We start from the raw sequence: 26,810 nt of genomic DNA on the forward strand, positions 1-26,810 counted from the left end.
CTTCTGCCAACAACCCCAGAATATCCGGCCGGATACATCCGCGCTGGCACGAAAGAGGCTTGCCTTATGAATACCCACGCCACCCAGATCAAACCAAGCGCAAATCATATCAGGATGGCGTGCGACACCGGCGGTACTTTCACCGACCTTGTCGTTGAAGATGGCAACGAGATAAGGCTGTTCAAAGCATCGACGACGCCTGATGACCCAGTGCGCGGCGTGCTCGATGCCTTGGATCTCGCTGCCAGGCACTACAGAATGAGACTCGGAGATTTCCTGAGCCGTGGCGCCATGTTCGTCCACGGCACCACCCGGGCTATCAACGCGATCATCACCGGCAAGACGGCGAAAACAGCCTTCATCACGACCAAAGGTCATCGTGACATCCTGGTCATGCGCGAGGGCGGGCGCATTGAGCCTTTCAACTTTACGGTCGCCTACCCTGAACCCTATGTGCCTCGGCGGTATACGTTCGAAGTGGATGAACGCGTCGATGCTCGCGGCAAGATCGTCGAGGGACTACACGAAACCGACTTCATCGCGACAATCAAAAAACTGCAGGCGCTGAAAATCGAAGCCGTTGGCGTTTGCCTTCTGTGGTCGGTTGTCAACCCGGTTCATGAGCGGCGTATCGCAGAACTGCTTAAGGAGCATCTACCGGATGTTCCATACACGCTCTCGCATCAGTTGAATCCAACCCTGCGCGAGTATCGTCGAGCTTCCGCGACCGTCATTGACGCCTCGCTGAAACCGCTGATGTTTAAGTATCTCGATGGCTTGACCAACAGGTTGCAAGACGCCGGTTTCAACGGTCGAACACTGATGATTACCTCAAGTGGCGGCATCATGGATGCGACGGCAGTTGCACGGGCTCCGATCCACTCGATCAATTCGGGACCGGCGATGGCGCCCGTCGCCGGCCGCTACTACGCAGAGCGCGATTTTGGCAATGCCATCGCGATTGTCGCGGACACGGGTGGGACCACCTTTGATGTCAGCCTGGTGCGTGACGGGCGCATCCCCTGGAGCCGCGAAACATGGATTGGCCAGCGCACACGTGGCCATATGACCGGCTTTCCATCTGTCGATATCAAGAGTATCGGCGCCGGAGGCGGCTCGATCGCATGGGTCGACAATGGCGGAATTCTGCAGGTCGGTCCGCAGAGCGCGGGCTCGACGCCGGGGCCCGTCGCTTACGGCCGCGGAGGAACCGAGCCCACCGTCACGGACTGCGCCTTGATCCTGGGTTATATCGATCCGGACTTCTTCCTGGGCGGCGCCATGGTCCTCGACCGGGAGGGGGCGACCCGGCAATTGCAATTGAAAGTCGCCGAACCGCTCGGCATCAAAGTTGAGGAAGCCGCTGCCGCTGTGTTGAGGCTTTCAACCGAAAAGATGGTCGGAGCGATCGAGGAGATCACGGTCAATCAGGGCATTGATCCCCGCTCGGCCGTCATGATCGGCGGCGGCGGCGCCGCAGGACTTAATGCAGTCGCAGTTGCCAGGCGCCTTCAATGCGCTGGTGTCCTCATTCCCGAAGCAGGTGCCGTAATGAGCGCGGCCGGGGCCCTGATGTCGGAGCTTTCGTCGGACTATGCGCAACTGCAGTTTACAACCAGCGACAGATTTGCGGCTGACAAGATCAACGAGGTTCTGGCAGAGCTACGGAAGCGATGCCTTGAGTTCGCGGAAGGGCCCGGCGCCGGGGCACTCGACTGCCACATCGAGTATTCCGTAGAGGCGCGGTATCCGCATCAGATCTGGGAAATCGACGTTCCTCTCCCGCTTGATCAGGTGAAGAGCGAAGGCGATTTGAAGCAGGTCACGGATGCGTTCCATGACACCCACCAGCGTATTTTCGAGATCAGCGACCGCAATTCCAATGTCGAATTCGTGACCTGGCGCGCCAAGGTCAGATGCAGACTGACTGATCGGGCCACCGGCACGCTCCCTCCTGAGGGTGATTTTGCCGGTGGTCGCGCAAAGCGGCCGGTTTACTTCACCGAACTCGGCTGGAGCGACGTCTCGGTTCATCGCTACGAAGCCATGCAGCCGGGCGAACCGGTTGCCGGCCCGGCCATCATCGAATCGTCGTTCACCACCGTCGTGGTCGATCCGGGCACAGTCGCAGAACGCACGGCCAGCGGTGGCCTGCGTGTGACATTCTAAGGAGGCGCTTACCCATGTCTGAGCAAGTTTTGAAAAAGGCGCCTGACGGCGTTCAGATGGCGATGATTTCCAGCCGTATGGAGACCATCGCACGCAAGATGCAAAACACGCTTTTCCGAACCGCCCGCTCCGGTATCCTCAACACGGCCCATGATTTCTCATGTGTTGTTCTGACTGCTGACTGCAAGCTTCTGGCGGCTGCGGAAAGTCTGCCGAACCACACGCTCATCGGCCCTGATTTGATGTGCCGGGCGGTCCTCAAACACCATCCGATGCTCAAGCGCGGCGACTGTTTCCTTCACAACAGTCCATACGAGGGAAACTCCCACGCGGCCGACCACTGCATGATCGTCCCGGTCATCGACGACGAAGGCATCCTGCGCTTCTTCGTGCTGGCCAAAGCACATCAGGCGGACTGCGGTAATTCCCGCCCTTCCAGCTATCTGGCGGACGTGAAGGATCTGTATGAAGAGGGTGCCCTGATTTTTTCTGCGACGAAGATACAGGAAGACTACAAGACCAACGACGACATCGTGCGCATGTGTCAGGCCCGCATCCGGGTTCCGGACCAATGGTGGGGCGATTTTCTTGCGAGCCTTGGATCCGTCCGCATCGGCGAACGCGAACTGCTCAACCTCGGCCGCGAGATCGGCTGGCATATGCTTGAAGGCTATGCCGACCGCTGGTTTGACTATTCCGAACAAAAGATGATTGAGGCAATCAGGAGATTGTCTTCAGGACATGTCGTTTTGGTGTCTGCTCACGACCCGTTCCCCGGTATCCCGGAGGGCATTCCCGTCAAGGTGGACGTTGAAGTTGATACGCACGAGGCCAGGATCATTGTCGATCTGCGCGATAATCCCGATTGCCAGCCCTGTGGCCTCAATCTTACTGAGGCAACCGCCAAAAGCGCAGCGATGATCGGGATTTTCAACGGCATCCTCGATCACCGCGTTACCGCCAATGCGGGCAGCTTTCGACGAATTGACATTCGGGTTCGCGAAAATTGTTGCGTCGGCATACCGAGGCATCCGGCCTCTTGCTCGGTGGCGACCACCAATCTCGCCGACCATGTCACCAATCCGGTACAGCGCGCAATAGCCGAGCTTTCGGCTGGCTTTGGGCAAGCCGCGACCGGTCCAATCCAACCACCAGGAATGGGTGTCATCTCCGGGCGCGATCCCTACAACAATGACGAGCCCTTCATCAATCAAGTCCACATCGGCATTAGCGGTGGCGCCGGCACGCCGGTCACCGACGGCTTTCTGACCATGATCCATGCCGGCAACGCGGGCATGTGCCATATCGACAGTGTCGAAGTCGATGAGCTCCACCATCCAATCATCGTCTACGATCGCCATATTCTCGACGACAGCGAGGGAGCGGGCACGTTTCGCGGCGCGCCGTCGGTCTACAGTGAGTACGGCCCGTGGGGCGGAAACTCATTGACGGTCCTCTATACCGCAGATGGTACCATCACGCCTGCCGCAGGCGCTCGCGGCGGTGGCCCCGGCGGTCTGTCCAGAGCGGCAATGCGCAAGGCCGATGGTTCGGTCGTCGATCTTCCCCCCTGCTACGGGGTCACTCTGCAGCCGGGTGAGCACATGGTCTCTCACTCCGCAGGCGGCGGTGGATATGGTTCTCCACGGGAACGCGATCCCGCGCGCGTGCTGCACGATCTTGCAGAAGGGTGGATCAGCGTGCAGCGCGCACGAGACATCTACGGAGTAGCCGTCAAGGGATCTCCCGAAGACGACAATCTTCAATTGGACATCGTCCAAACACGCATCCTGCGCGCCAGCCGGAGCGAACTGGCGGTGGCCGTTTAGCCCGGCCGATACGCCGGGTGTTTCTTGTCAGGCTGCCCGACAACGGGCACGATTTTCAGGTCAAGGAGAACTACGATGACAGACGTCGATTGGTCCGCTGGCGCGGCCTACATTGATGGTGAATTCATGCCTCTCAAGGATGCCAAGCTCGGTATCACCGAATGGGGCTACCGCCGGTCCGACGTTACCTACGATGTCGCGGGCGTCTACTACGGCGCATTCTTCCGGCTCGACGATCATGTCAAACGCTTTCGCACCTCGATGACGAAATTGCGGATGAATCCGAAGGAAAGCGACGAAGAGATCAAGAATATTCTCGCCGAACTGGTGCGGCGTACCGGGTTGCGCGAGGCTTATGTGGCGATGGACTGTGTCCGCTCCCGCCCGCCGCGCGGCGTGCCGCTTCATCCCATAAACGGCCGCAGTTATTTGATTTGCCATGTCATGCCTTGGGTGTGGGTATTCACCCCCGAGCAGCAGGAACGCGGCGTGCACGCAATGATCGCGTCCCCCCAACGAATTGCGCCGGAATCACTCGACCCGACAATCAAGAATTTCCATTGGGGCGACCTGACGCGCGGGAATTTCGAGGCGCACGATCAAGGCGCCGAAACCTGCATTTTACTGGATCGTGATGGAAACGTCACGGAAGGACCGGGCTTCAATGTCTTCGCCGTCATAGATGGCAAGGTCATCACGCCTAAACGCGGTGCGCTGGAAGGTATCACTCGAAGAACAGTTCTGGAACTGTGCGACGAGTTTGGAATTCGCTGTGAGGTCCGGGATCTCTGCCGCGACGAATTCGAAGCCGCCGACGAAATCTTTTTCTCGACTACGGCTGGCGGCATTATGCCGGTAAGCCGTCTTGGAAAAAGGATCCTGGGGAACGACCGACCGGGTCCGATTTCCGCGCGGCTGAGAACAGCTTTTTGGGACAAGCGGAAGGACGGCTGGCATGCGACGCCAGTGTCTTACGCTTCCTGATCGAAGAGCGAAATGCAGATGCGATGGCTTTTCGACCTCAACGGCAAGATTGCCCTGGTTACAGGCTCGGGCCAGGGCATTGGCCTGGCGCTTGCCCGTGGCCTGGCGGAGTGTGGTGCCCTGGTTGTCCTGAACGGTCGTCGTGAACAGTTGTTGAAGGACGCTGCCACAGACCTGCTCAAGGACGGTCTGTCGGTGGAGGTGGCGGCCTTCGACGTCACGGATGCCCTGTCTGCGCGACACGGGGTCGAGCGGATTGAGACCTCGATCGGTTCGATTGACATTCTCATCAACAATGCCGGCATCCAGCATCGATCAGCATTGGAGGATTTCCCGGAAGAGAAATGGGACGATCTTGTTCGAACCAATCTCTCCAGCATTTTCTATGTGAGCAAAGCCGTCGCCAAAGGCATGATAGGCCGCGGTCGCGGAAAGATCATCAACATCGCCTCTGTTCAGAGCGAATTGGCTCGTCCGGGTATCGCGCCCTACACGGCGACAAAAGGGGCTGTCAGAAATCTGACTCGAGGCATGTGTGCGGATTGGGCAAAACATGGTTTGCAGATCAATGCCATCGCGCCTGGCTATTTCAAGACGCCGCTCAACGAAGCACTTGGTCGGGACCCCGAGTTCTCCACGTGGCTGGAACGGCGCACGCCGGCCGGTCGATGGGGCAATGTTGAAGAACTCATCGGGGCTGCAGTGTTTTTCGCCAGCGACGCCTCCTCATTCGTCAACGGGCACACGCTCTACGTGGACGGTGGCATGACAGTGACGGTGTGAATGACTGGCCATGCTTGGGGCAAGCATGTCCTTTCGCTTCTCCATCATCCACAAAGTGGACGCGGATTCTCATGCAGGGAAGACATTCTCGAAGAAACTCAGCCTGCTACCCTTCGCTCAAGGGCAAGGTCATCTTTGTCACCGGAGGCTGCTCTGGTATTGGCGCAGCGCTGGTCCAAGGATTTTCCTGGCAAGGAGCTAAGGTAGCCTTCGTGGATATCGAGAAATCTTTGGCTGAGGCGCTTGTGACGTCCCTGTGCGAGCACGTATTTCCCCCGGTGTTCATCGAATGTGACATCCGCAATATCAATGCGCTCCAGATGACGATAGAGCGCATCAGGAGAGACCTCGGTGATATTTCAGTTCTCATCAACTATGTCGCCAATGACAGACGCGACAACAGGATGGCAGTCAACCTGCGGCCGATGTTCTTCGCTGCACAGGCTATTATCCCGCAGATGAAGCGTCTCGGAGGCGGGTCGATCATCAACTTTGGATCGTTGAGCGCGCGTACAGCGTCGAACATCCCCACATACATGACCGCCAAGGCTGGCGTGCACGGCCTGACAAAGGGGCTGGCTCGAGAACTTGGTCCTTTCAACATCCGGGTCAACACGCTTCTTCCGGGATGGGTGATGACGGAGAAACAGAGGCGCGCACATCCGACTCTGGAAGGAGAAGCCCAGATTGACGCGATACAGTCCATTCGAGCGCGCATTCGGCCCGAAGATATTGCAGCGATGGCACTGTTCCTGGCCAGTGATGATAGTGCGCTCTGTTCGTCGCAAGAATTCGTCGCAAATGGCGGATGGACCTAGCCCTCTGCGCGGCGACTTCACGGTTCCAGTGTTACAAATCTGACAGGCTGAATTGCCGCAAATCGGCATCAGAAAGGCTGAAGGGCCTTTGCGAGACTGGCTCCGGCCCGCACTAAATCGTCGAGGCGGTTTGTTGGCGTATCGTGCTCGAGCACGAGACAGTCGATCTCGCTGATCTTGCACCCGATAGGCCCTTGTCATTGAGCACCATGATTTCGCCGACGATGATGGCGTTCTCGACGTCTACCGTTTTTTGGCACTACGGGCGACGTCGCGGTATTTCGACGTCCAGTCGACGTCGCGGCGGGTGGAGATGCGAACGCCGCCGGCGTCTATAACAATCTGGAGCGATAGCCGTCGAACTTGACCTCGTGAGACCACCCGTCGTCCTTCGGGCGGCTTGGCGACGAGCTTGCGTTCCATCGGCGGAATGAACCGAGCGGGCCGGAGCCGGCACTTACAATTTACGCACTTCTTCGATTCTAGGCGACCTGATTATATTAGCCAGAACTAACAAAGATGATTCCGCACGTCGCTAGCAACAAAACGTTCAGCATCGCGTTGCAAATGAGCCAAGCCTTTGGAGGCACAAAATGGGCGACGACAACAGCAAGCGAGACTTCAGTGACCGCAACCGTGTCGGCGGATGAGTAGCTACGAGGTCGAATATTTCGCGCGGGAAACGGCGCTTCGCCGAGCCAGGTGAGCAAGCGATCAAGGCCTACGGCAAATAATCGCACTCGCCTGACCCAAGCCGCCAAGTCTTTACTCGATGCGAATGAGGCGTCGCGGCGGGGGCGTCTCACATAGACGAGGACATTTCCGACCGAAACCGACCAACTGAAATCGGCGTTATCGGCAATGCCGCGATATTTTTTCGACTTCGCAGATGCGAACGAACTGTACCCCGACGATCAAGGTACCGATCTGCCGGACGTCGAATCCGCCAGGCTCGAGGCAGCAAAGGCTCTGGCGGCGATAGTAAAAGACAAGGCGGACGGATCTAGCCGCGACTTTACGATGATCGTTCGCACCGAGACGGGCCAGGTTTTGCTACACGCTAGGATCAAATTCGAAATAGAGATGGCGCATTAGGGGCGGGGCGTCATAGAAAATACGAACGAGCGACCGTGTACCCTGCCAATCGTAGTAGCGAGAGCACATACAAAACCAAGACCAACGCACCCACAGACCTGCTTTTCAGCGGGACGTTAGATCGCCAGCGCTGCTGTTTTTCCCCGGTGTACAAACCCCCTTTTTGAGCGGCCAGTTGACGGCCGTCGAAAATGATTATTAAGTTCGGTCATAGAACGAATTAATCGGAGCTGCTGTTGAACGACCTGCCCCGCATTTCTCGTCAGTTCTCGCAGCGCTCCGTCATGGAGGCGATCGTGCAAGGTGGGCCGATCTCGCGCGCTTCGATCGCAAAGCAGACCGGCTTGTCCAAGCAGACAATCTCCGAGATCGTCAGGACACTCGAGCAGGAAGGCTGGGTGCAGGAGACAGGGCGCACGAGCGGACATGTCGGACGCACGGCTGTCACTTACGAACTCGTATTTGACGCGGCCTACATCGCGGCCGTCGACCTCGGCGGCGCCAAAGTCCGGGTCGCGCTCACCGATCTTGCCTGCCAGATATTCGCGGAGGAAACGGCGCCGACCGATCCTCGGGGCGGACAGTTCATCGTCGACCAGATCGTGGATCTAGCGCTTCAGGCGGCCGAGAGGCACCGAATCTCGCGCACAAAGATAAGGCTGGCGGTGATTGGTGTTCCCGGTGCACCCGACAAGAAGACGGGCCGCGTCCTGCTTGCCCCGAATATTGCCGGCTTTGGCACGATGAATGTCGTTGGCGCTTTCGAGCACGCATTCGGATTTCATGTGGTGATCGAGAACGATGTCAATCTGGCGGTGCTCGGCGAAAACTGGCAGGGGTGCGGCCGGGGTATCGACAACCTCGCCTTCATTGCGCTGGGTACCGGTATCGGCAGCGGCCTCATGGTTGGAGGCAATCTGGTGCGGGGCGCCAGCAATGCAGCCGGCGAGATGGGCTTTTTGCCGATTGGCGCCGATCCATTCGCGCCGACATCGTTGCGCGCCGGCGCTTTCGAGCGCGTGGTCGCAACCAGCGCCATGGTTGAACGCTACGCAACGCTGACGGGCAACATCGTCAACGTGCCGACGATTTTCCACTGTGCATCCGCTGGAGACAGGCATGCCGCGACGGTACTTGACGAAACCGCGCGCTACCTCGCACAAGGCATTGTGGCCATAGCGGCAATTGCCAATCCGCAAAAGGTCGTCCTAGGCGGCTCGATCGGGCTGCGGCCGGAAATCCTGTTGCGCGTTAGGGACCTGCTGCCGCGCTGCTTCCCCTACCCTATCGCCGTTGAGGCCAGCGAACTCGGGTCGCGGGCAGCGCTCATCGGCGCTGCCGCGATCGGGCTCGGCCAGTTGCACAACACACTGTTCGGCGTCGACGCGCCCGACGGACGCATTTCGCTTCCCCCAGCCAGTTCGGCCGTGCTGCGCGAGGCCACGCTATGACCGCCTCAAAGGACATCACCACCCGCTTGCGCGCCGCCCTCGATTGGGACGCAGCGGTTGAGCTTCTGCAGGGGGCAATCGGCCGCGAAAGCATAACCGGTCACGAAGAAAATTTTGTCGCCTTCCTTGAAGACCGCATGCGCGTGCTTGGCTTGAGCGAAATTCGGCGTGCGGAATTCGCGCCCGGCCGGCCCAACGTCTGGGGTGAGCGCAAAGGTGCCGGCGCCGGCAAGCGGCTGCTCTTCATCGGCCACACCGATACGGTCCATGTCGAGGGCTGGCGCGAGCACTGGGCTGGCACCGCCAGGCAGGATCCGTTTGCCGCGCCAATGATCGACGGGCAGATCTGGGGCCGCGGCGCCGGCGACCTCAAGGCCGGCATCTGCTCCGCGCTGTCGGCACTCTCTCTGCTCGACACCGCCGACATCCAACTGGCCGGCGACGTTGCCTTTGCCTTCGTCGGCGACGAGGAGAGCGGCCAGCCTGGAACCGGCGTCTCCGCCGGCATCAAGGACTTCGTCGGCCGCATCGAGAAAGGCGAAGTCGTGGCGCCCGATTTCGTCGTCTATGTGGAGCCTACCCGCCTTTCGGTTTATCCGGCCCAAATTGGCTTCTTCATTACCGACATCACCATCACCGGACGATCAGCCTATTTCGGCGTACCCGAACTCGGCAAGGATGCCTTGCGTGCAAGCCACGCCGTCATGAGCGCGCTGTGGAAGCATTCGGAAGATGTTGCAACAAGAGCCGAGCACCCGCTGATCGGGCGTGGCTTCCTGCTGATCACCGGGCTTGCGGGCGGCGGCTACATCGCGGTGCCCGAACGCTGCACGTTGTCGCTGATCCGCAAGCTGTTGCCGGGCGAGTCGCTGGACGAGGCCGCCGCCGAAATCGAGGCAGTGGTGCGCGGCGCCGTCACCGATCCCGAAATCATGTTGGCGTTCGCCTATCCGGCCGGTCGCGATCATCCGCTCGGGGGTAACGCCGCCGAGATTGCACCTGACAGGCCGGAGGTCGGCGCTCTTGCTGCCGCCATGGCCCGATCGATGGCTGGTCGCGGCGCCATCGAAGGCGCGCCATTCTGGTCAGAGTCATCATTTTTCACCAACCGGCTCGGCATCCCCGCCGTGTACTGCGCGCCAGGCGACATTCGCAACTGCCACACCTTCAACGAACACGTCGATGTCGAGGAATATCTGGCCGGCGTCGTCGGCTTCGCCCGGTTCATGGTGGAGTATTGCGGCGTTACGGAATGAAGGACAACTGAGAGCGAAAATGGGAGAACTATCATGCTGATAGACAGACTTGTTGCTACAGCACTTGCAGGTAGCCTGATGCTCATGGCCGGTGGAGCCGGCGCACAGACAGTGGGACCGAGCGGCGAGACGGCGACACCCAGCGCCGAGGTTAGATTGTCGGATGCAGACCTGGCCGCAGTAAAGGAGAAGGGCTACAAGGCCGCGCTGCTGTGGCACACCTCCTCCGACTTCACCAATGCGGTCACGTCCGGTGCCAAGGATGAATTTGCCCGTGCCGGCATTCAAATCGTCGCCACCACCGACGCGGGCTTTGACGCCGCGCGCCAGCGCAGCGACATCGAAACCGCGCTCGCGGCGAAGCCAAACGTCATCCTGTCACTGCCCCTCGATCCGGTCACTTCGGCCGAGGCGTTCCGTCAGGCGCTCACCGACGGCACCAAGCTGGTATTCCTTTCCAATCTGCCGAAAGGCTACAAGCACGGAACCGACTATGCAGCCATCGTCACTGACGACCTGTTCCAGATGGGCAAGCAGGCGGCCGATGCACTGGCCAAGGCGCTCGATGGCAAGGGCAAGGTCGGCTACATCTTCCACGACGCCAGTTACTATGTGACGAACCAGCGCGACCAGGCTTTCAAGACAACGATCGAGAAGGATTATCCCGGCATCAAGATCGTCGCCGAGCAGGGGATCTCCGATCCGGCGCGGGCAGAAGAGCTGGCCAGCGCGATGCTCGTGCAGCATCCCGATCTTGACGGCATCTACGTCACCTGGGCCGAACCGGCCGACGGCGTGCTGTCGGCCTTGCGGGCAAGCGGAAACACCAAGACCAAGATTGTCACGCTCGACCTCGCCGAACCGGTGGCGCTCGATATGGTCAAGGGCGGCAATGTGACCGCACTGGTGGCCGACAAGGCCTATGAGCTCGGCCGCGCCATGGCCGCTGTCGGCGTCAAGGCGCTGCTCGGCCAGGAGACCCCGGCCTTCGTCGTTGCCCCGGCGCTTACCGTGACCAAGCAGAACGTTGCGCAGGGCTGGAACGATTCGTTGAACCGCGACGCGCCGCAATCGGTGCTCGACGCGGCCAAATGACAGGGCAATGCCCGGCGGCCAATCAGGGCCGCCGACATCATAAAAACAAGGGGAACCGACATGCGCATAGCAATTGGAATGTTGTCGGCACTGGTAGCACTCGTCGCTGCCAACGCCTTCGCAGCCGAGGGCACCACCACGGGACCGAACGGGGAAAAGCCGACGCCGGCAAAGAGCGTCGTGCTCACACCAGCTGAGGAGCAGCAGATCAAGGACGGCAAATACACCGCCGCGCTGGTCTGGCATGAGATGAGCGAATACACCAACGCGGTGAACAGCGGCGCCCAGGACGAGTTGAAGCGGCTCGGCATCACGGTCGTCGCTCAGACCGACGCCGGCTTTGATGCGGCCCGTCAGAAATCCGACGTCGAGACAGTACTCGCCAAAAGGCCCTCTATTATACTGTCCCTACCGGTCGATCCCGCAAGTGCGGCCACCGTCTATGATCCTGCGCGCCAGGCCGGCGTGAAATTGGGATTCGTCGACAATTCGCCGGCAGGCTACGTTCACGACAAGGATTATGTGACCATCGTTTCGGACGACCTTTTCCAGATGGGCAACAAGGCCGGGATCGCAATGGCCGACGCGCTCGGCAAGCAGGGCAAGGTCGGCTACATCTTTCACGATGCCGATTTCTACGTCACCAACCAGCGTGACGGAGCATTCAAGCACACGATCGAGCAGGACTATCCCGACATGAAGATCGTGGCCGAGGCCGGAATGGCCGACCCCGCGCGCAGCGAGGAAATCGCGCAGGCGATGATCACACAGCACCCGGACCTCGACGGTATCTATGTCACCTGGGCTGAGCCGGCGCTTAGCGTGCTGTCCACTTTGCGGGCGGCCGGCAACAGCCACACCAAGATCGTCACGCTCGACCTGAACGAACCGGCGGCACTGGACATGGTGAAAGGCGGCAACGTTGCGGCACTCATCGCAGACGAAGCCTACGACATCGGCGTGACGCTGGCGCGCGCCACGGCCGCCTCGTTGATCGGCAAGAAAGCCGCGCCGTTCATCGTGGTCGATTCCCTCGCCGTCACCAAGGACACTGTCAAGGACGGGTGGAAGCGGTCCCTCAACAAGGACGTGCCCGCGACCATCGCGGCCGCCATGAAATAGCGGCGGACAATGGCGCCCCGCCGGAGGAAGTGAGAATGTCGAGTGTCAACACCAGCCCCGGCCGGGCAGCGAGCTTGGTCAGCCGCTTCAACCTGCAGCAATATGTCGTCTATCTCGGATTTCTGGCGATCTTTCTGTTCTTCGCGATCGTACTGAAGGACAGCGGTTTTCTGACGGTCCGCAACCTGTCGAACATCGTGCTGCAGACGGCACCCGTGACGATCATGGCGATCGGCCTTGTCTTTGTCATGTCGGCTGGCGAGATTGATCTTTCGATAGGTTCGATCGTTGCCGTGGCAGCCCTTGCCGCCGCGGTGGCGATAAACGCCTACGGCTTGGTGGCTGGGGTGCTGGCCGGCCTCGGCGCCGGCCTGCTGATCGGCCTTCTCAACGGCGCCCTCGTGGCTTACGTCAAGTTGCCTTCATTCCTGGTAACGCTGGCGACGCTCGGGCTGTTTGCCGGCGTATCTCGCTCGATGACCGATTTGCGGTCGATCCCGGTCACCAACGACGCCTTCACCGGTTTCTTCGGCTCGGGTTCTTTGCTGGGTGTTCCGTCTTTGATCTGGTGGACGGTAATTGCCGTTGCGATCGCGCATCTCATCTTTCGCGAGACGCGCTTCGGCGCCCATGTGCTGGCCACCGGCGACAACAGCCGTGCCGCCAGTGTTTCCGGCATCAGCGTGGCGCAGATAAGGCTTGCCGTTCTGACCACAAGCGGCGGGCTCGCCGGCCTTGCCGGGCTGCTCTATGCGGGCCGGCTGCAGGCTGCGAAATACACGCTCGGCGAAACCGACCTTATGACGGTGATAGCGGCCGTCATTGTCGGCGGAACCCTGCTTAACGGCGGCAAGGGATCGATTGTCGGTGCGCTGGTGGGCTCGCTGATGATGGGCATGCTGAACAACGGCCTCATCCTGATGGGCCTGTCCGTCTCCGACCAGATGATCGTGCGCGGCTTGATCATTCTTGCGGCCGTCGCCGTATCGCTGCGCGAAAAGTCCCGTTGAAGGAGTTTTGTCATGTTCCTCGATGTTCTGCGGCGCCGCAATCCGAGCTTTATAGAAAGCGCCATGCGCCTGCACCAGGAAGGAAAGCTGCCGGCTAATTCCTATGTGCTCGACCTCGATGCCGTCGAAAGCAATGCCCGGGTCCTGAAGCGCGAGGCCGACCGGTTCGGCCTGAAGATTTTCGCCATGACCAAGCAGGTCGGCCGCGCCAGTTCGTTCTGCCATGCGCTCAAGCGTGGTGGCATCGATCAGGCCGTCGCCGTCGACATGGCCTGCGCGCGGGCAACGCACAGAGCAGGCCTGAGGCTCGGTCATCTTGGCCACCTGCAGCAGATCGCAAGGCACGAGGCCAATGCGGCGGCCAAAACGTTCAGGCCGGACTATTGGACCGTCTTCAACGACACCAAGGCTGAAGAAGCCGCTGCCGGCGCAAGGCTCGCCGGGTACACGCAAAACCTGCTTGCCCGCATCCGCGCCGATGGTGACGTTTTCTACCGCGGCCACGAAGGTGGTTTTGAGGCGGCTGATATCGCCGCGGTCGCCGAAAAACTGGATGGTCTCGACGGCGGACGGTTCGCTGGCATCACCACCTTCCCGGCGCTGTTGTTCGACCAGACCACGCGAACGGTCCTGCCGACACACAATCTGGCGACACTGGGCAGAGCTGCCGAAGCGCTCGCCAAGTCCGGTCGCAGCGACATAGAGGTGAACGCGCCCGGCACAACGTCGAGTGTCCTGCTTGGCGCGCTGGCCGAAGCCGGCGCCACGCAATGTGAACCGGGCAATGGCTTGGCCGGCACCACTGCGCTGCACGTCATGGAAGATCTGCCGGAGCTCCCTGCCGTTTTGTATTTGACCGAGATCTCGCATTTGTCTGGCGGCAAAGCCTACTGCCTGGGTGGCGGCTTCTATATCGATCCGATCTTTCCGGACTATGAGGTGAAGGCAATCGTGTCCGCAGAACCCACCACGGCCGCCGCCGCGCTCAGAAGCGTCGAGGTGCCGCCGCCTGCGGCAATCGACTATTACGCAATGATTGACGCTAGCGGCGCCAATGCGCCACGCTCCGGCGACACGGCGGTGTTCGGCTTTCGCGGCCAGGCGTTCGTGACCCGCGCCTACGTGGTCGGCATCTCCGGTGTCTCAAAGGGGGCGCCCCAAGTCGAAACGATCGAAAACGGTTTTGGCGAAACCGCTGCCTGGCCTGTCTAGGAGCAAGTGATGAACGCGACCACGACCGGCACGCCCCCTGTTTTGCAGCTGCGCGACATCCGCAAGAATTTCGGCGGCCTCACGGCAATCGAAAATTTCTCGCTCGAGCTCTATCCCGGCGAGATAGTGGCGTTGGTCGGCGATAACGGTGCCGGCAAGTCGACGCTGGTCAAGATCGTGACGGGGGTGCATGCTCCGACATCCGGGACGATCATCATCGAGGGGCAGGCGGTGGCAATGTCGAGCGCCACCATGGCGCGCGCCCACGGAATTGAGGTGGTCTATCAGGACTTGGCGCTCGCCGATCAGCAGACCGTCTACATGAATATGTTTCTTGGCCGCGAGCCGGTGAACCGCTTCGGCCTGCTCGACCGACGCCGGATGATCGACGACACCGAAAAGCTGGTGAAGGATCTCGACGTTCGCATCCCATCGGCTCACGCCACCATCCGCGATCTTTCGGGCGGCCAGCGCCAGGGCGTGGCGATCGCGCGCGCCACGCACTGGGCAAGCAAGCTGATCCTGCTCGACGAGCCAACCGCCGCGCTCGGCGTTGCCGAGACCGCCAAGGTCGAGACGATTGTTCTGTCGCTGAAGCAGCGCAATATCGGCGTGCTGATCATCAGCCACAGCCTCGACCAGGTGTTCAGGCTCTCAGATCGGATCTGTGTTCTGCGACGTGGCAAACAGATCGGCGTGCGCAAGACCAGCGAGACCGACAAGAACGAGATCGTCGCCATGATCACCGGGCTTCAGCACTAGCCCGGTCCGACAGAGGCGCGCCGTTCAGATATTGCGTTACCCGAGCAGCGAGTGGCATGATTTCAGATCCACGATCAGGCCTCGGCCACAGAATGTCGTCAGCATCAATCCAGCGCGCGCAGATGGCGGATGGGGCGCCCACCAGCAATCCGGTCGGCGGCTGTGGCTATGGAATTGGCGTCGATGCCGAAGTGGCGGTAAAGGTCGCCGATAGTCCCTGACTGGCCAAAATGCTCGACGCCGAGACTGCGCGTGCGATGGCCGTACACCGAACCCAGCCAGCCGAGTACCGCCGGATGACCGTCGGTGACGGAGATGATGGTGCAATGCGCAGGGAGATCGGCAAACAGCCTTTCGATATGACTCCTGGCGTGAACGAGGCCGCGTTCGCGCGCGCGACTTGCCGCTGTCCAGCCTGCGTTCAAGCGATCGGCCGAAGTCACGGCCAAAAGACCGACGTCGCGACGGTCCTCTGCCATCATGCCGATAGCTTCGATGGCCTCCGGCGCAACCGCGCCGGTATAGGCAACAATCACTTCGGCATTGGGACCCGGAGCCCGCAGCCAGTAGCCCCCGTCGATGATGTCCTGCTCGAGCTGTGGCATCATGGGACGAATGATCTGCTCGACCGGGCGCGTCGAGAGCCGCAGATAGACCGAGCCGCCGGTCTCGTCGCGCAGCCAGGTGCGCTCCGACTGCACGGCGTCGCCGTCGCGCTGCATATAATCCAGCGCAAAGCGCATGATGACGCCCAACTCGTCGACGAAGGCCGGCTCGTAAGCCGCAAGCCCGTCTTGCGCTATGCCGATCAACGGTGTGGCGATCGACTGATGCGCCCCACCTTCCGGCGCCAATGTGACCCCGGATGGCGTCGCGACCAGCAGGAAGCGCGCATCCTGATAGCAGGCGTAATTGAGCGCATCGAGACCGCGCTGGACGAACGGATCGTAGAGCGTGCCGATCGGCAGCAGCCGTTTGCCGAAAATCGAATGCGACAGCCCAAGTGCCGACAGCAGGATGAACAGATTGTTCTCGGCGATACCCAGTTCGATGTGCTGGCCGGAGGGGCCGAATTCCCATTTCTGCGCCGAGGCGATGCGTTCGCTGCGGAAAGTGTCCGCAAGTGACTGACGCGCGAACAGGCCGCGCCGGTTGACCCAGGGACCGAGATTGGTCGAGACCGTGACATCGGGCGATGCCGTGACGATCGCGTCGGCGAGCGGCCCGCCAGCACGCGCAATCTCGTCCAGAATTCTGCCGAAGCCGACCTGCGTGGAGACGCTGCCTTTGGCTTCCGCAACGAGACGACCGGGGACCACGATGCGCTGGGCGTGCCGGCGCCGCTGGCCCTTTGCCGCGAACGGAACGGCGTCGAGGAACCGTTGCAGCTCCAGATCTCCAACAGCCAATCCCTCGAAGGCGTCCCACTCCCGCCCGTCGCCGACCGACATCGAGGCACGAAGGACCGCCATCTGATCCCTGGTCATCAAGCCGGCGTGGTTGTCCTTGTGGCCGGCGAGCGGCAGGCCGAAGCCCTTGATCGTATATGCAATGAAGCATGTCGGTCGATCGTTGCCGCGTGCCGTCCCGAAGGCCTCGATCAGGCATGGCAGGTCGTGGCCGCCGAGATTGGTCATCAGCGCGGCGAGCTCGGCATCGGAGCGCCGGTCGAGAAGCGATGCCAGGCCCGGCTTGTCTCCGATGTCGGCGACCAGGCGCTTGCGCCAGGCGCCGCCGCCTTGAAACGTCAGCGCCGCATAGAGCTGGTTCGGGCAGGCCTCGATCCAGGCCTTTAGCGCCTCGCCGCCGGGTTCGGTGAAGGAGGCTTCGAGCAGCGAGCCATATTTCAGGATCACGACGTTCCAGCCGAAATTCCGGAAAATGTTTTCGAAGCGTTCCCAAAGGCCTTCGCGAACCACGGCATCGAGGCTCTGTCGGTTGTAGTCGACGATCCACCAGCAGTTGCGCAGGCCGTGTTTCCACCCTTCGAGCAGCGCCTCGAAGATGTTGCCTTCGTCCATCTCGGCATCGCCGATCAGCGCCACCATGCGGCCCTCGGGCATGCTTTCGTCGCGGGCGCCGAGATAATCCTGCACAAGCGAGGCAAACAGTGTCTGCGCGACGCCGAGGCCAACTGAGCCGGTGGAGAAATCGACGTCGTCGACATCCTTGGTCCGCGACGGATAGCTTTGCGCGCCACCGAAGGCGCGAAACCCTTCGAGCTTCTCCCTCGTCTGATTGCCCAGAAGATACTGGATGGCGTGAAACACTGGCGAGGCATGCGGCTTCACCGCGACCCGGTCGTGTGGCCTCAGCACCGAGAAATAGAGCGCGGTCATGATCGTCACCAGCGACGCCGAGGATGCCTGGTGTCCGCCAACCTTCAAGCCGTCCGTATTTTCCCGCAGGTGATTGGCGTTATGGATCATCCATGTCGACAGCCAGAGCACCTTTTTCTCCAGTGCCGAAAGTGCCTCCAGTTTTTGTTTGTCCATGCTGCAAGACTCCCGGTTGCGATGTCTCAATCCTAGGGCTGAGCAAAAGCCAATTGTCGCTAAACTTGCATGAGATTGGCAGCCGCGTTAGCTGGTTGTGCCAATATCAGCCAATGGAGTACCGTTCGATGCCAAAAGGTCGACTGGACAATATCGACCGAAAGATCATTGCCGCGCTGCAGGTCGATGGCAGGATGACGGCGCAGCAGCTTGCCGAGCGGGTCGGCCTTTCGGCCTCGCCCTGCGCCCGCCGGGTCCGCCTGATGGAGGATATGGGGGTGATCACCGGCTATGCCGCACTGATCGACCAGGATATGGTCGATCTGCCGATCTCGGTGTTTGCCTCGATCAAGCTTGAGCGCCAGCGCGAGAGCGAGCTGAACCGGTTCAACGCGGCAATCGCGCGCTGGCCGGAGGTGGTCGATTGCTATCTGATGACTGGCCAGCGCGATTATTTGCTGCGTGTGGTGGTGCGCGACCTGCACGCCTATGAGCGCTTCCTGAAGGAAAAGCTGACGCGGCTCGATGGCGTCTCCTCGATCGAGTCCAGCTTCGCGCTTGCCCAGATCAAGCGATCGAACCGGTTGCCGGTAGAGCCATGATTTTTTGGACGGACCCGCGTGTCGCAGGTCTTGCAGCAAGTGGGCAATATGGGTTCGGCACGCCTCAATACTGACTGTGATTTCTGGTATTTCCGCCGGCTGCAATTGGAGCTTATGCGTCATGATTGCGGCGATTAGATAAAGAATTTTTGTTGCGCCTGGCGAGCATCGTCTGCCTTCCGGCGCATCAGCCGCCGCCGCGCGGATTGCTCAAGAACCTGGCTGACCGCCAAAGCCAACCAGGCTGCAATGGCGCGGGACGTCCACCATTTGGCGGTCCTGTTCCGGGAAAACCGGTCAGAGGCGATCAGAAAAGCGCCGGTGCCGCTCGACATAGCGCGCCATGGCACTGGAGGGGTCTGCAGATTTTGCGCAACGAAGAACGCCGTCTTTCCGGTGCGACGGCGGAACGTCAACCCGGAAGGGACAAGGACAATGCGAGTTGAACCCAAGAAAACGAAACAGGCAGCTTCTGACGCTATGAATGCGCTTTGGGCGCTTGAACACGCGATCCGCAACTGTTGCCTCGAACCGAGTCTGATCGCGCTCGTAAGGATGCACGCATCCCAGATCAATGGCTGCGCCTACTGCATTCATATGCACACAAGGACGCTCGCGCGCTCGGCGAGACGGAAGAGCGGGCTCTATCTGCTCGATGGCTGGCGCAGGGCAGATTCGCTGTACAGCGAGCGCGAACGCCGCCCTCGCCTGGACAGCGGCCCTTTAGTGACGAAGAGCTCGCCCAGCTGACCTTTCTCACCGGCACCACCAATCTCTGGGACCGTCTCGCTGTCGGCTTCCGATTGGTCCACCCGGAACGCACGAGGCCTACCGACATCAGCCAGGCGCGTTCCTCGTTTGAGCCGGCGAGCGCCAAAGCCCTCTTCATTGCAAACCATTTTCGTCAGGAAAAGGAACTCCAGGAGGAGAGCTGAAATGATTTCAAATCCGCGCCAGCGGGGCATCGCTCATTTTGAACGGCTTTTCGGCGCCGGAGCCGTCCAGGCTTCGCACGGGCTGCCCAGCTTGGAGCTTTCGACTTGCCGGCGGAGGATGGGAATGCGTTCCCCGACGCCGGGCACTCGCCGTCCTTTCGCGGTGTGTTTCTGACGGCCCGGCCGTTTACTTCAGTTTGCAGCCTCAACTCATCCCACGCCGCAGCAGCCAACTACGTGAGCTCGTGAATTGTAACGCCGGGAACAACAGTCTTGGCGATCTCGCACAGGTGCTGGTGATGCGTCAGATAAATCACCTGGCCAGCGCTTGCCATCTGACCAAACAACCTGAAAACCTCCTCGGACCGGAAATGGTCGAAGGTCATGATCTCGTCGGCAATGAATGGCACAGAGGGGTCGAAACTGGGCGAACTCGTAATATCCGGCAAGCCGCAGGGCCAGCTAGAGCTGAAAACGCGCACCCTTTGAGAGCGCGTCGGCGACCTTGGACTGCCCGTCGCGCTGCAATGCGATGAGGACTTCTCCGCCCTTCACGGGTTGGGTCGCAAGCCCCGAATACTGACCGCGCGCGATAAGTGCGAAAGCATCAGATGTCCGTTTGATCATGCCGGAGCGATGGTCCCGACGGCCAGCGGCTACTAAGCCTTGCCTATGCGTTCAACGCAATCTATATTCTGTTCAACACAGGAGGTTCTCATGGCTGCGCAGACACGGACGGCTGCAGAAAGCGAAGCAACGGTCGCATCGACCCGCAATAAACTTGTACTGGAGCAAGCGAAAGCCGCCGGCCTCCTCGGCGCCGCGAAGAATACCCGTCTTTCGGCGCGGGTGCCCGCGGAGTTGATCGAGGCGGCCAAGAAGCGCGCCCATGTCACCTCGGACACGGAGCTGTTGGAACTGGCGCTGTCGCGCCTGGCCCTCGAAGATGACTTTGGCGCCCGCCTGGTCGGACGTAAGGGCAGTATCCCGGCGGACATAGATCTTGGGGTTTGATCTTTCCGAAACGCTCCGATCGCTAAAGCCCCAAAAGCACGACGGAACGCTGAAGCGCAGGGCCGACGACGATCTCCCATGGGTTGCTGACGAACCTGCGATCGGGGGACCGCTGTTTCTGGATACGAGCGTCTATCTGGATGTCCTGCAGGGACGATCGCCGGTTGAAGTCGATACGCTGCTTACCTATCGCCGATGCCACCATTCCGCTGCCTGCCTGTCTGAGCTGACCCAAGCCTTTGGTCGGCTGGACCCTAAGCATGCATCCACAAAAGCTGTCCTCGAGACGATTGAAGCCACGGTAGAGGACATTCCGGACTACCGACTTCATGCACCGGACGATGCGATCTGGGGACAGGCCGGGGTCTTGGCTGGCTTGCTCTTCCGGCTGAGCAATCTGCCCAAGAGGGAGGGGCACGAGCGGCGCTTCCTAAATGACGCCCTCGTGTTCCTGCAGGCGCGTCAGTTGGGTGCGAGCGTGCTGACCGGCAACGTCCGCGATTTTGATTTCCTCACCCAGGTTCTGCCGACGGGACGGATCATCCTCTATCGAGCTCGGCCGGAACGGCGGTCATCATGAACGTCACGGTTGGTCCTCCTGTCGATATTCTTCACGAACTGGAACAGCTGGATCGGGGGCCGGCGACTGAGGTCAATCATCTGCAGAATACGCCGGCCTTTCTGGGTTTTGTGAAGCTGGGTCAAACTCGATACCCACATTAGATCCGGCTCTATTTGGCGGTTTTCGCTTGCCTTGGCGGCCCGCCAGCTAGGCTTGCCTGTCTCGTCCGTGGCCAGGGTTCCGGTTTGGCGGCGAGTGCAACCGGGATCGCGGACCGGCTTGATAACGCGACGAAAAGTACAGCGTCGAGGCGACTGCACCTCTGCCCGCTTTATCTGGCATCACACCCGGCAATCTCGTTCGGTCCAAACCAAGTGCAGCGCTTTTCTGCGATCGAGCTTGAGCAGCTTTTTGATGTTCCGCAGCTTCACCGCGCGAATGAAAAGTGGTCGTTCGATAGCGGACGTTTCTCCCAGTTCCGACGCGGGCGTAGCTTATCCGGCTCATAATGTGTCACCTCAATGTCTAGACTCGAGGCTTGGTCACAAATAGTCGATGCCAGCTCCGACGTTACGCGCCCAAAAAGCCATTGATCCGGAGCACGACCCCTGCAAAGTCCGACCTTTACAGGAACATTTCGCCTATGGCGGAGTTGGGCGCGTTGCCCGCGATAAGGTGCCAACGGTGGTCCCGGCGGACTTTTGGGAGGAAGCCATGATACGTGCCATCCCTTCACTCCACCTTTCCCGTCGCCGCGCATTGCAATTTGGGCTGGGAGCCAGCCTCGCCGCCACGACGGGCCTGGCGCCGGTTTCTCGCGCCTATGCCAAGGAGGAAGTGCAGGACGAGGACATTTTCCGCTTTGCGCTCAACCTGGAATACATGGAGGCCGAATATTATCTTCGCGGCACCACCGGAAAAGGCATCGACGCCGCCGATGCCGGTTCCAAACCCGGCGATGTCGTCGGCGGAAAGAAAGTGTCCTTCGAGACACCCGCCATCGGCGAATTCATGCAGGAGGTTGCTGAAAACGAACTCGCGCATGTCCGGTTCTACCGCAAGACGCTTGCAAAGAACGCAGTCGACAGGCCGGCCATCGATTTCGATGCGGGGTTCAAGGCGGTCGCGGAGGCAGCGGGCCTCGGGCGGGACTTCGATCCCTTCGGCAACGAAACGAACTTCGTTCTCGGCGGCATGCTGTTCGAGGATGTCGGCGTCACCGCCTATGCCGGTGCTGCGACGGTTCTGAAGGACAAGGACTTCCTCGCAGCCGCCGCCGGCATATTGGCGGTCGAGGCCTATCACATGGGAATGGCGCGCTCCACTCTATACCGGAAGGGAGAGAAAGCCTGGAAGGCCGCCAACGCCGTCTCCGATGCACGAGACAAGATCGACGGGCCGGAAGACAAGGACCAGGGCATCCAGGTGAATGGCAAGGCCAATTTCGTTCCTTCGACGCCCGACGCGATCGCGTTCACCAGGACGCCGCAGGAAGTGCTGCGGATCGTCTATCTCACCGACAAGGACGGAGTGAGCAAGGGCGGCTTCTATCCGGAAGGGATGAACGGGACCCTGAAGAGCACCTGAGTCGCTCGCGACAGGCGATCGGATCGCCGGAAGAGATGCAGCGGGCCTGCGGGCGGCACTGCTGGTACGGCTGCGCGACGATCACGAATCAAATCCGCCGCAGGAGTCTTACGCTCCCGGTTTGTCCATCCTAACGATGCCAACCCCGGCGGAGCGGGAGCCTTCCATCGCGTCGATTTTGAGCAGCTCTTGTTCTGACCCTTTGTTGACCGCGGTTTTGAGACAAATGCAGGAGCTGTCCGGTTCAGCGCGATTCCTGAATTGACATCAGGGCCGCCGCGCCCTGACCTTACCGGGGCCGCAGCGTCTCGCACTTGGCGAAGTCTTGCGCTGCCGAGTTCTGCAATAGGGACAGGCAGGCTGTCAACTCACCCCAGCCAATACCTCGGCCCCGGCCCCTTGCGTCCTGCCATATCGGCAGGGTTCGCAAGGCTACACCGGTCCATCGACAGGCAGCCGCAACCGATGCACTCGGTAAGCCCCGACCTCAGGCGCTGCAACTCGGCGATGCGCTGGTCGATGCGCTTGGTCCACTGGCCCGACAACCGCGACCAGTCCCGACGCGACGGCACGCGATCGGCCGGCAACTTGGCCAGCTCGGCGCCGATCTCCTCAAGTGTCAGCCCAATTCGCTGCGCGAAGACGATGAAGGCGATCCGGCGCAGCACGGATCGCGGGTAGCGTCTGTGTCCCGAGCCGGCCCGCTCGGACGCGATCAGCCCGCGCTCCTCGTAGAAGCGCAGGGCCGATGAGGCGACGCCGCTGCGCCGTGACACGTCGGTGATGGTCAGCATGGAATCCATGCATGAACCAAAGCACAATTCCCGCTTGACTTCAAGTTAACTTTAACTTGTAGCAAGAGGCGTACGGATTAAGGGAGCACTGGCAATGCAGACGAATATCGAACTTCAGGGACTTCGCGTGGCGGTCACGGGCGGCACGTCCGGTCTCGGACTGGCGCTTGTGCGGCAGCTTGCCGCACAGGATGCGTGCGTCGCCTTCGTCGCCCGCACCGCCGCGAACGTCGCACGCATCGCTGACGAGACGGGCGCGCACGGCGTTGTCGGCGACGTCGGCAAGAAGGAGGACACCTACTCGATCGCGCTACAGGTAACCGCGAGCCTCGGCGGGCTCGACGTCCTGATCAACAATGCCTCGAGCCTCGGCCCTGTCCCTCTGGCGCTCCTCGCCGATACTGAGTGCGAGGAGCTGGAAACAGCGCTCGCCGTCAACCTGGTCGGCGCGTTCCGGCTGACGAAGGCTCTTTTCGGTGCGCTTGCGGCGTCCGCGCGCGGCGGCCGTGGCGCGATGGCGATCAACATTTCCAGCGACGCCGCGGTGAACGCCTATCCCGGCTGGGGAGCATACGGCGCGAGCAAGGCCGCTCTTGCCCATCTGACGGCGATTTGGGACGAGGAGGCGAAAGCAGACGGCATCCGGCTCCTCGCACTTGACCCCGGCGATATGGACACCCCACTGCACGCGCTCGCGATCCCTGATGCTGATCCGGCGACCTTGAAGCGCCCCGAGGAGGCAGCTGCCGAGATCATCGAAAAGATGCTCGACGCGTTGCCGGTCCGCTCTACGCGTCTCGCCGGAGCACATGCATGATTGCCGCCGATCGTCCCGATCAGCGCTCCGCCAGGCTGTTCGTCGTCGAGGCGGACGGCACGATGCGCGACCTGCCGCGAGCTGGACTCGCGACGCTGTTCAACCCCGGCGATCTGGTCGTCGCCAATGACGCCGCGACCTTGCCTGCCAGCTTGCACGGCACGCATGTCCCAAGCGGTGAGGCGATCGAGATCCGCCTGGCGGGCTGGCTATCACTTCCCGATCCAACCCGTTTCGTGGCGATTGCCTTCGGCTCGGGCGATCACCGCACGCGCACGGAAGACCGGCTGCCTCCACCTCCGCTGTCACCAGGCGATCGCCTCCGGCTCGGCTCGCTTGACGCCGTCGTCGAGCGCCTTCTCGACCATCCACGCCTTCTCGAATTGCACTTCCCAGGCAATCGCGCAGCGGTGCTTGCAGGACTGGCGCAGCACGGCCGGCCGATCCAATACGCGCATGTTCCCGAGCCGTTGGCACTGTGGGATGTTTGGACGAAGATTGCAGCCGGGCCGGTCGCGTTCGAGGCGCCATCGGCAGGCTTCGCGCTCGACTGGCGCACGCTCCAAGCCTGGCGTCGGCACGACATTGGCTTTGCAACACTCACGCATGCTGCGGGCGTCTCTTCTGCCGGCGATCCCGCGCTCGACTCGCGCCTTCCCTTCGACGAGCCATACCGCATCCCTGGGCGCACCGCGGCGCAGGTCGCGTGGGCGAAGCTGCGCGGCGGCCGCATCATTGCCATCGGCACGAGCGTAGTGCGCGCACTTGAGGCAGCTGCCAATCCCGGCGGCAATGTGCGTGCCGGAAATGGCATTGCGACAGGGCGCATCGCGCGGGGCACGCGGCTTCGCGTGGTCGATGCGGTTCTCACGGGCGTCCACCAGCCCGGCGAAAGCCATTTCGAGCTCTTGCGCGCCTTTGCCGACGATGCTCTGCTCGCCAAGGCCTCCGCAGCCTTCATCGCGTATCGATACCGCGCGCATGAATTCGGCGATTCCATGCTGCTCAATCGCCAACCGCTGCTTCTATCGCGCGAACGGAACCGTGCCGAGGTGCTCCCGAGATGCGCGCCATGCGCAACTATGCGGGCCATCGGCTCTCGCCCTGGCTTGGCCATCTGATGGTGTCGCGCTCCGAGACCGCCAGACCGCTGCTAACCCGGGCGAGATCATGCAGCTCCCGCCCGCCGACGAGATCGTCATGGTGGCGGGCACGCCGCCGATCCGCGCGAAGAAGGCGCGCTACGAGGATCGCCGTTTCAAGGACCGGCTCATGGCGCCGCCGGTGCTTGCCAGGCCGGCACAGCCGGGCACGGACGACTGGAGCCCGGCTGCCGCTTCGGGCCAGGCCGGCGAGCATCGTGTGATCTCGTGAAGCCAATCGGCGCCGTCGGGCGCTTCGTCGACCAGGCGCGTCAGCTGAGGCTCGATCCATTTCGGCGGATGCGTTTTATTCGGCTGAGGGATCCACCGTCTTCCGCGTCAATTGAGATAAAGCGCCGTCATGCGGGCCAGACTACCACATGATGACGGTATATCCGCTGCAGCTTCTATCGGAAATTCCGCGTCTTCACCTTGATGCCGTCGATGTGCTCGTATGGATCGACGATGTTTCGGCCCTTCGACAGGCTCCGCGGATCGACACTCGGCGCGCCGTGATGGGCTTCGTCACCGCGGCCATGCGGCACGGGAAACGGCGTCTCGCGGTTTCCCAGGCTGGCCAGCTCGGGCGACAGGTCGGTCAACTGATGGGAGACGAGATGCACCACCTCCCCTTCCCGCTGGATGCGGCCGCGCACGCCGAGCATGGCCGACGAAAGAAGCACGCGACGGAATTTCTCGAATACCTTGACCCAGACGACGACGTTGGCGGCGCCCGTCTCATCCTCCACGGTGAGGAACATGAGGCCTTTGGCCGAGCCTGGCCGTTGCCGGACCAGAACCAGGCCGGCAGCCTCGAGCCAGCTTCTGTCTCGCGCCTGCATGGTCTCCTGACAGGTCACGATGCTGCGCCGGCGAAGATCGGCACGCAGAAACGACGCCGGATGGCTGCGCAAGGTCAGCCCAACATGGCCATAATCCTCGACAACGTCGCGGCCGGCCGTCATGGGCCTGAACGCAACAACAGGCTGGTGGATCTCAGGCAAAGTCTTCTTCTCACGGCAAGCAGCGGCCGCAAACAGCGGCAGAGGTTCGTCGCGAAACCGGCAACGCTGTCCAACGGCGTGCGCACCCTGGTACCGCTATACATCAGCACCGGCACCCGCGTCGTGGTGATGACTGCGGATGGCGCCTACGTGGAGCGCGCGAAGGAGGGCGTGCAGCGATCTTCAGGGCGGTCAAACAGCTTTGTGCTGGCGTATCGCCAGACGAACCTCGCTGGCGACCTATCGAGTTCGCGCCTCGGTGCGGACGCTCA

Annotated in this window: 23 protein-coding genes and 4 pseudogenes; 22 read left to right on the forward strand and 5 right to left on the reverse strand. The window is 61.3% G+C overall.

What is annotated here, in order from left to right; genetic code table 11:
* Positions 1 to 66: 66 nt before the first annotated feature.
* The 13 genes from NKH04_RS23080 to NKH04_RS23140 all read left to right on the forward strand — a co-directional run bounded on the left by NKH04_RS23080 (position 67) and on the right by NKH04_RS23140 (position 15,586).
* Positions 67 to 2,169 (forward strand): hydantoinase/oxoprolinase family protein, encoded by a 2,103-nt coding sequence (locus tag NKH04_RS23080; protein ID WP_352816257.1) that lies wholly within the window; start codon positions 67 to 69, stop codon positions 2,167 to 2,169.
* A gap of 14 nt (positions 2,170 to 2,183) precedes the next feature.
* Complete coding sequence (locus tag NKH04_RS23085; protein WP_352542296.1) at positions 2,184 to 3,998, forward strand: hydantoinase B/oxoprolinase family protein; 1,815 nt, start codon at positions 2,184 to 2,186, stop codon at positions 3,996 to 3,998.
* 75 nt (positions 3,999 to 4,073) lie between these two features.
* Positions 4,074 to 4,982 carry an aminotransferase class IV gene (locus tag NKH04_RS23090; protein WP_352542297.1) on the forward strand — a complete coding sequence of 303 codons (909 nt, stop codon included), beginning with the start codon at positions 4,074 to 4,076 and terminating at the stop codon, positions 4,980 to 4,982.
* A gap of 18 nt (positions 4,983 to 5,000) precedes the next feature.
* The gene (locus tag NKH04_RS23095) at positions 5,001 to 5,765 is read left to right on the forward strand and encodes an SDR family oxidoreductase (RefSeq protein ID WP_352542335.1); all 765 of its coding nucleotides are present in this window, start codon (positions 5,001 to 5,003) and stop codon (positions 5,763 to 5,765) included.
* A gap of 71 nt (positions 5,766 to 5,836) precedes the next feature.
* Positions 5,837 to 6,583, forward strand: a complete 747-nt coding sequence (locus NKH04_RS23100) for an SDR family NAD(P)-dependent oxidoreductase (RefSeq protein ID WP_353045026.1) — start codon at positions 5,837 to 5,839, stop codon at positions 6,581 to 6,583.
* Between the two features lie 861 nt (positions 6,584 to 7,444).
* Positions 7,445 to 7,678 carry a DUF6894 family protein gene (locus NKH04_RS23105; RefSeq protein ID WP_352542299.1) on the forward strand — a complete coding sequence of 78 codons (234 nt, stop codon included), beginning with the start codon at positions 7,445 to 7,447 and terminating at the stop codon, positions 7,676 to 7,678.
* A 236-nt stretch (positions 7,679 to 7,914) separates the two neighbouring features.
* On the forward strand, positions 7,915 to 9,129 hold the full coding sequence (locus NKH04_RS23110; RefSeq protein WP_352542300.1) for an ROK family transcriptional regulator: 1,215 nt from the start codon (positions 7,915 to 7,917) through the stop codon (positions 9,127 to 9,129).
* The gene (locus NKH04_RS23115) at positions 9,126 to 10,385 is read left to right on the forward strand and encodes a M20 family metallopeptidase (protein ID WP_352542301.1); all 1,260 of its coding nucleotides are present in this window, start codon (positions 9,126 to 9,128) and stop codon (positions 10,383 to 10,385) included. The genes NKH04_RS23110 and NKH04_RS23115 overlap by 4 nt, the downstream gene beginning before the upstream one ends.
* Positions 10,386 to 10,418: 33 nt before the next feature.
* Positions 10,419 to 11,480: a substrate-binding domain-containing protein gene (locus NKH04_RS23120; protein ID WP_353045027.1), complete on the forward strand. Its 1,062-nt coding sequence runs from the start codon at positions 10,419 to 10,421 to the stop codon at positions 11,478 to 11,480.
* Positions 11,481 to 11,540: 60 nt separating this feature from the next.
* A complete protein-coding gene (locus NKH04_RS23125) occupies positions 11,541 to 12,602 on the forward strand; it encodes a substrate-binding domain-containing protein (protein WP_352542302.1) in 1,062 nt (353 codons plus the stop codon).
* A 35-nt stretch (positions 12,603 to 12,637) separates the two neighbouring features.
* Positions 12,638 to 13,612, forward strand: coding sequence for an ABC transporter permease (locus tag NKH04_RS23130; protein WP_352542303.1), 975 nt, complete (start codon positions 12,638 to 12,640; stop codon positions 13,610 to 13,612).
* A 12-nt stretch (positions 13,613 to 13,624) separates the two neighbouring features.
* Complete coding sequence (locus tag NKH04_RS23135; RefSeq protein WP_352542304.1) at positions 13,625 to 14,824, forward strand: alanine racemase; 1,200 nt, start codon at positions 13,625 to 13,627, stop codon at positions 14,822 to 14,824.
* Between the two features lie 9 nt (positions 14,825 to 14,833).
* Complete coding sequence (locus NKH04_RS23140; RefSeq protein ID WP_352458022.1) at positions 14,834 to 15,586, forward strand: ATP-binding cassette domain-containing protein; 753 nt, start codon at positions 14,834 to 14,836, stop codon at positions 15,584 to 15,586.
* Positions 15,587 to 15,690: 104 nt separating this feature from the next.
* Here NKH04_RS23140 and NKH04_RS23145 read toward each other — a convergent pair whose 3' ends face one another.
* Positions 15,691 to 18,081 carry a thiamine pyrophosphate-binding protein gene (locus NKH04_RS23145; protein WP_352542305.1) on the reverse strand — a complete coding sequence of 797 codons (2,391 nt, stop codon included), beginning with the start codon at positions 18,079 to 18,081 and terminating at the stop codon, positions 15,691 to 15,693.
* 128 nt (positions 18,082 to 18,209) lie between these two features.
* Here NKH04_RS23145 and NKH04_RS23150 point away from each other — a divergent pair, with 128 nt between their 5' ends.
* The gene (locus tag NKH04_RS23150; protein ID WP_352542306.1) at positions 18,210 to 18,683 is read left to right on the forward strand and encodes an Lrp/AsnC family transcriptional regulator; all 474 of its coding nucleotides are present in this window, start codon (positions 18,210 to 18,212) and stop codon (positions 18,681 to 18,683) included.
* A gap of 134 nt (positions 18,684 to 18,817) precedes the next feature.
* On the opposite strand, the gene NKH04_RS23155 is transcribed toward NKH04_RS23150, so the two are convergent.
* Positions 18,818 to 19,018: a hypothetical protein gene (locus NKH04_RS23155; RefSeq protein ID WP_352816249.1), complete on the reverse strand. Its 201-nt coding sequence runs from the start codon at positions 19,016 to 19,018 to the stop codon at positions 18,818 to 18,820.
* Between the two features lie 145 nt (positions 19,019 to 19,163).
* Between NKH04_RS23155 and NKH04_RS23160 the strand changes: the two genes are divergently transcribed.
* Positions 19,164 to 19,433 (forward strand): carboxymuconolactone decarboxylase family protein, encoded by a 270-nt coding sequence (locus NKH04_RS23160; RefSeq protein ID WP_352996976.1) that lies wholly within the window; start codon positions 19,164 to 19,166, stop codon positions 19,431 to 19,433.
* A gap of 418 nt (positions 19,434 to 19,851) precedes the next feature.
* On the opposite strand, the pseudogene NKH04_RS23165 reads toward NKH04_RS23160, so the two are convergent.
* Positions 19,852 to 20,266, reverse strand: a pseudogene (locus NKH04_RS23165) (ATP-binding protein); the annotation flags it as partial.
* A 69-nt stretch (positions 20,267 to 20,335) separates the two neighbouring features.
* On the opposite strand from NKH04_RS23165, the gene NKH04_RS23170 reads away from it, so the two are divergent.
* The 3 genes from NKH04_RS23170 (at position 20,336) to NKH04_RS23180 (ending at position 22,781) form a co-directional block, all read left to right on the forward strand.
* Complete coding sequence (locus tag NKH04_RS23170; RefSeq protein ID WP_352542307.1) at positions 20,336 to 20,632, forward strand: hypothetical protein; 297 nt, start codon at positions 20,336 to 20,338, stop codon at positions 20,630 to 20,632.
* Positions 20,622 to 21,212, forward strand: coding sequence for a type II toxin-antitoxin system VapC family toxin (locus NKH04_RS23175; RefSeq protein WP_353045028.1), 591 nt, complete (start codon positions 20,622 to 20,624; stop codon positions 21,210 to 21,212). Before NKH04_RS23170 ends, NKH04_RS23175 begins: the two co-directional genes overlap by 11 nt.
* A gap of 696 nt (positions 21,213 to 21,908) precedes the next feature.
* Entirely contained in the window at positions 21,909 to 22,781 is an 873-nt protein-coding gene (locus NKH04_RS23180) for a ferritin-like domain-containing protein (protein WP_352542310.1), read from the forward strand.
* Between the two features lie 368 nt (positions 22,782 to 23,149).
* Here NKH04_RS23180 and soxR read toward each other — a convergent pair whose 3' ends face one another.
* Positions 23,150 to 23,575 (reverse strand): redox-sensitive transcriptional activator SoxR, encoded by a 426-nt coding sequence (gene soxR / locus NKH04_RS23185; protein ID WP_502895522.1) that lies wholly within the window; start codon positions 23,573 to 23,575, stop codon positions 23,150 to 23,152.
* 94 nt (positions 23,576 to 23,669) lie between these two features.
* Here soxR and NKH04_RS23190 point away from each other — a divergent pair, with 94 nt between their 5' ends.
* From NKH04_RS23190 to NKH04_RS23200, 3 genes and pseudogenes are all read left to right on the forward strand, one after another.
* Entirely contained in the window at positions 23,670 to 24,392 is a 723-nt protein-coding gene (locus tag NKH04_RS23190; protein WP_352542311.1) for an SDR family NAD(P)-dependent oxidoreductase, read from the forward strand.
* A complete protein-coding gene (locus tag NKH04_RS23195) occupies positions 24,389 to 25,513 on the forward strand; it encodes an S-adenosylmethionine:tRNA ribosyltransferase-isomerase (protein ID WP_353045029.1) in 1,125 nt (374 codons plus the stop codon). Before NKH04_RS23190 ends, NKH04_RS23195 begins: the two co-directional genes overlap by 4 nt.
* Positions 25,447 to 25,718, forward strand: a pseudogene (locus NKH04_RS23200) (type IV secretory system conjugative DNA transfer family protein); the annotation flags it as partial. The gene NKH04_RS23195 and the pseudogene NKH04_RS23200, both read left to right, overlap by 67 nt.
* Before the next feature lie 223 nt (positions 25,719 to 25,941).
* On the opposite strand, the pseudogene NKH04_RS23205 reads toward NKH04_RS23200, so the two are convergent.
* A pseudogene (locus NKH04_RS23205) lies at positions 25,942 to 26,592 on the reverse strand (OB-fold nucleic acid binding domain-containing protein); the annotation flags it as partial.
* Between NKH04_RS23205 and NKH04_RS23210 the strand changes: the two are divergent.
* Positions 26,593 to 26,706: pseudogene (locus NKH04_RS23210) on the forward strand (elongation factor P); the annotation flags it as partial. It abuts the pseudogene before it with no gap.
* Positions 26,707 to 26,810: the final 104 nt, after the last annotated feature.

The sequence above is a fragment of the Mesorhizobium sp. M1365 genome (assembly GCF_040317865.1).
GTDB lineage: Bacteria > Pseudomonadota > Alphaproteobacteria > Rhizobiales > Rhizobiaceae > Mesorhizobium.

Excerpts from the sequence above, each read along its gene's own strand:
- NKH04_RS23080 (WP_352816257.1), top strand. The coding sequence starts at position 67 with ATGAATACCCACGCCACCCAGATCAAACCAAGCGCAAATCATATCAGG.
- NKH04_RS23085 (WP_352542296.1), top strand. The coding sequence starts at position 2,184 with ATGTCTGAGCAAGTTTTGAAAAAGGCGCCTGACGGCGTTCAGATGGCG.
- NKH04_RS23090 (WP_352542297.1), top strand. The coding sequence starts at position 4,074 with ATGACAGACGTCGATTGGTCCGCTGGCGCGGCCTACATTGATGGTGAA.
- NKH04_RS23095 (WP_352542335.1), top strand. The coding sequence starts at position 5,001 with ATGCGATGGCTTTTCGACCTCAACGGCAAGATTGCCCTGGTTACAGGC.
- NKH04_RS23100 (WP_353045026.1), top strand. The coding sequence starts at position 5,837 with ATGCAGGGAAGACATTCTCGAAGAAACTCAGCCTGCTACCCTTCGCTC.
- NKH04_RS23105 (WP_352542299.1), top strand. The coding sequence starts at position 7,445 with ATGCCGCGATATTTTTTCGACTTCGCAGATGCGAACGAACTGTACCCC.
- NKH04_RS23115 (WP_352542301.1), top strand. The coding sequence starts at position 9,126 with ATGACCGCCTCAAAGGACATCACCACCCGCTTGCGCGCCGCCCTCGAT.
- NKH04_RS23120 (WP_353045027.1), top strand. The coding sequence starts at position 10,419 with ATGCTGATAGACAGACTTGTTGCTACAGCACTTGCAGGTAGCCTGATG.
- NKH04_RS23125 (WP_352542302.1), top strand. The coding sequence starts at position 11,541 with ATGCGCATAGCAATTGGAATGTTGTCGGCACTGGTAGCACTCGTCGCT.
- NKH04_RS23130 (WP_352542303.1), top strand. The coding sequence starts at position 12,638 with ATGTCGAGTGTCAACACCAGCCCCGGCCGGGCAGCGAGCTTGGTCAGC.
- NKH04_RS23135 (WP_352542304.1), top strand. The coding sequence starts at position 13,625 with ATGTTCCTCGATGTTCTGCGGCGCCGCAATCCGAGCTTTATAGAAAGC.
- NKH04_RS23140 (WP_352458022.1), top strand. The coding sequence starts at position 14,834 with ATGAACGCGACCACGACCGGCACGCCCCCTGTTTTGCAGCTGCGCGAC.
- NKH04_RS23145 (WP_352542305.1), bottom strand. The coding sequence starts at position 18,081 with ATGGACAAACAAAAACTGGAGGCACTTTCGGCACTGGAGAAAAAGGTG.
- NKH04_RS23150 (WP_352542306.1), top strand. The coding sequence starts at position 18,210 with ATGCCAAAAGGTCGACTGGACAATATCGACCGAAAGATCATTGCCGCG.
- NKH04_RS23155 (WP_352816249.1), bottom strand. The coding sequence starts at position 19,018 with ATGTCGAGCGGCACCGGCGCTTTTCTGATCGCCTCTGACCGGTTTTCC.
- NKH04_RS23160 (WP_352996976.1), top strand. The coding sequence starts at position 19,164 with ATGAATGCGCTTTGGGCGCTTGAACACGCGATCCGCAACTGTTGCCTC.
- NKH04_RS23170 (WP_352542307.1), top strand. The coding sequence starts at position 20,336 with ATGGCTGCGCAGACACGGACGGCTGCAGAAAGCGAAGCAACGGTCGCA.
- NKH04_RS23180 (WP_352542310.1), top strand. The coding sequence starts at position 21,909 with ATGATACGTGCCATCCCTTCACTCCACCTTTCCCGTCGCCGCGCATTG.
- soxR (WP_502895522.1), bottom strand. The coding sequence starts at position 23,575 with ATGCTGACCATCACCGACGTGTCACGGCGCAGCGGCGTCGCCTCATCG.
- NKH04_RS23190 (WP_352542311.1), top strand. The coding sequence starts at position 23,670 with ATGCAGACGAATATCGAACTTCAGGGACTTCGCGTGGCGGTCACGGGC.
- NKH04_RS23195 (WP_353045029.1), top strand. The coding sequence starts at position 24,389 with ATGATTGCCGCCGATCGTCCCGATCAGCGCTCCGCCAGGCTGTTCGTC.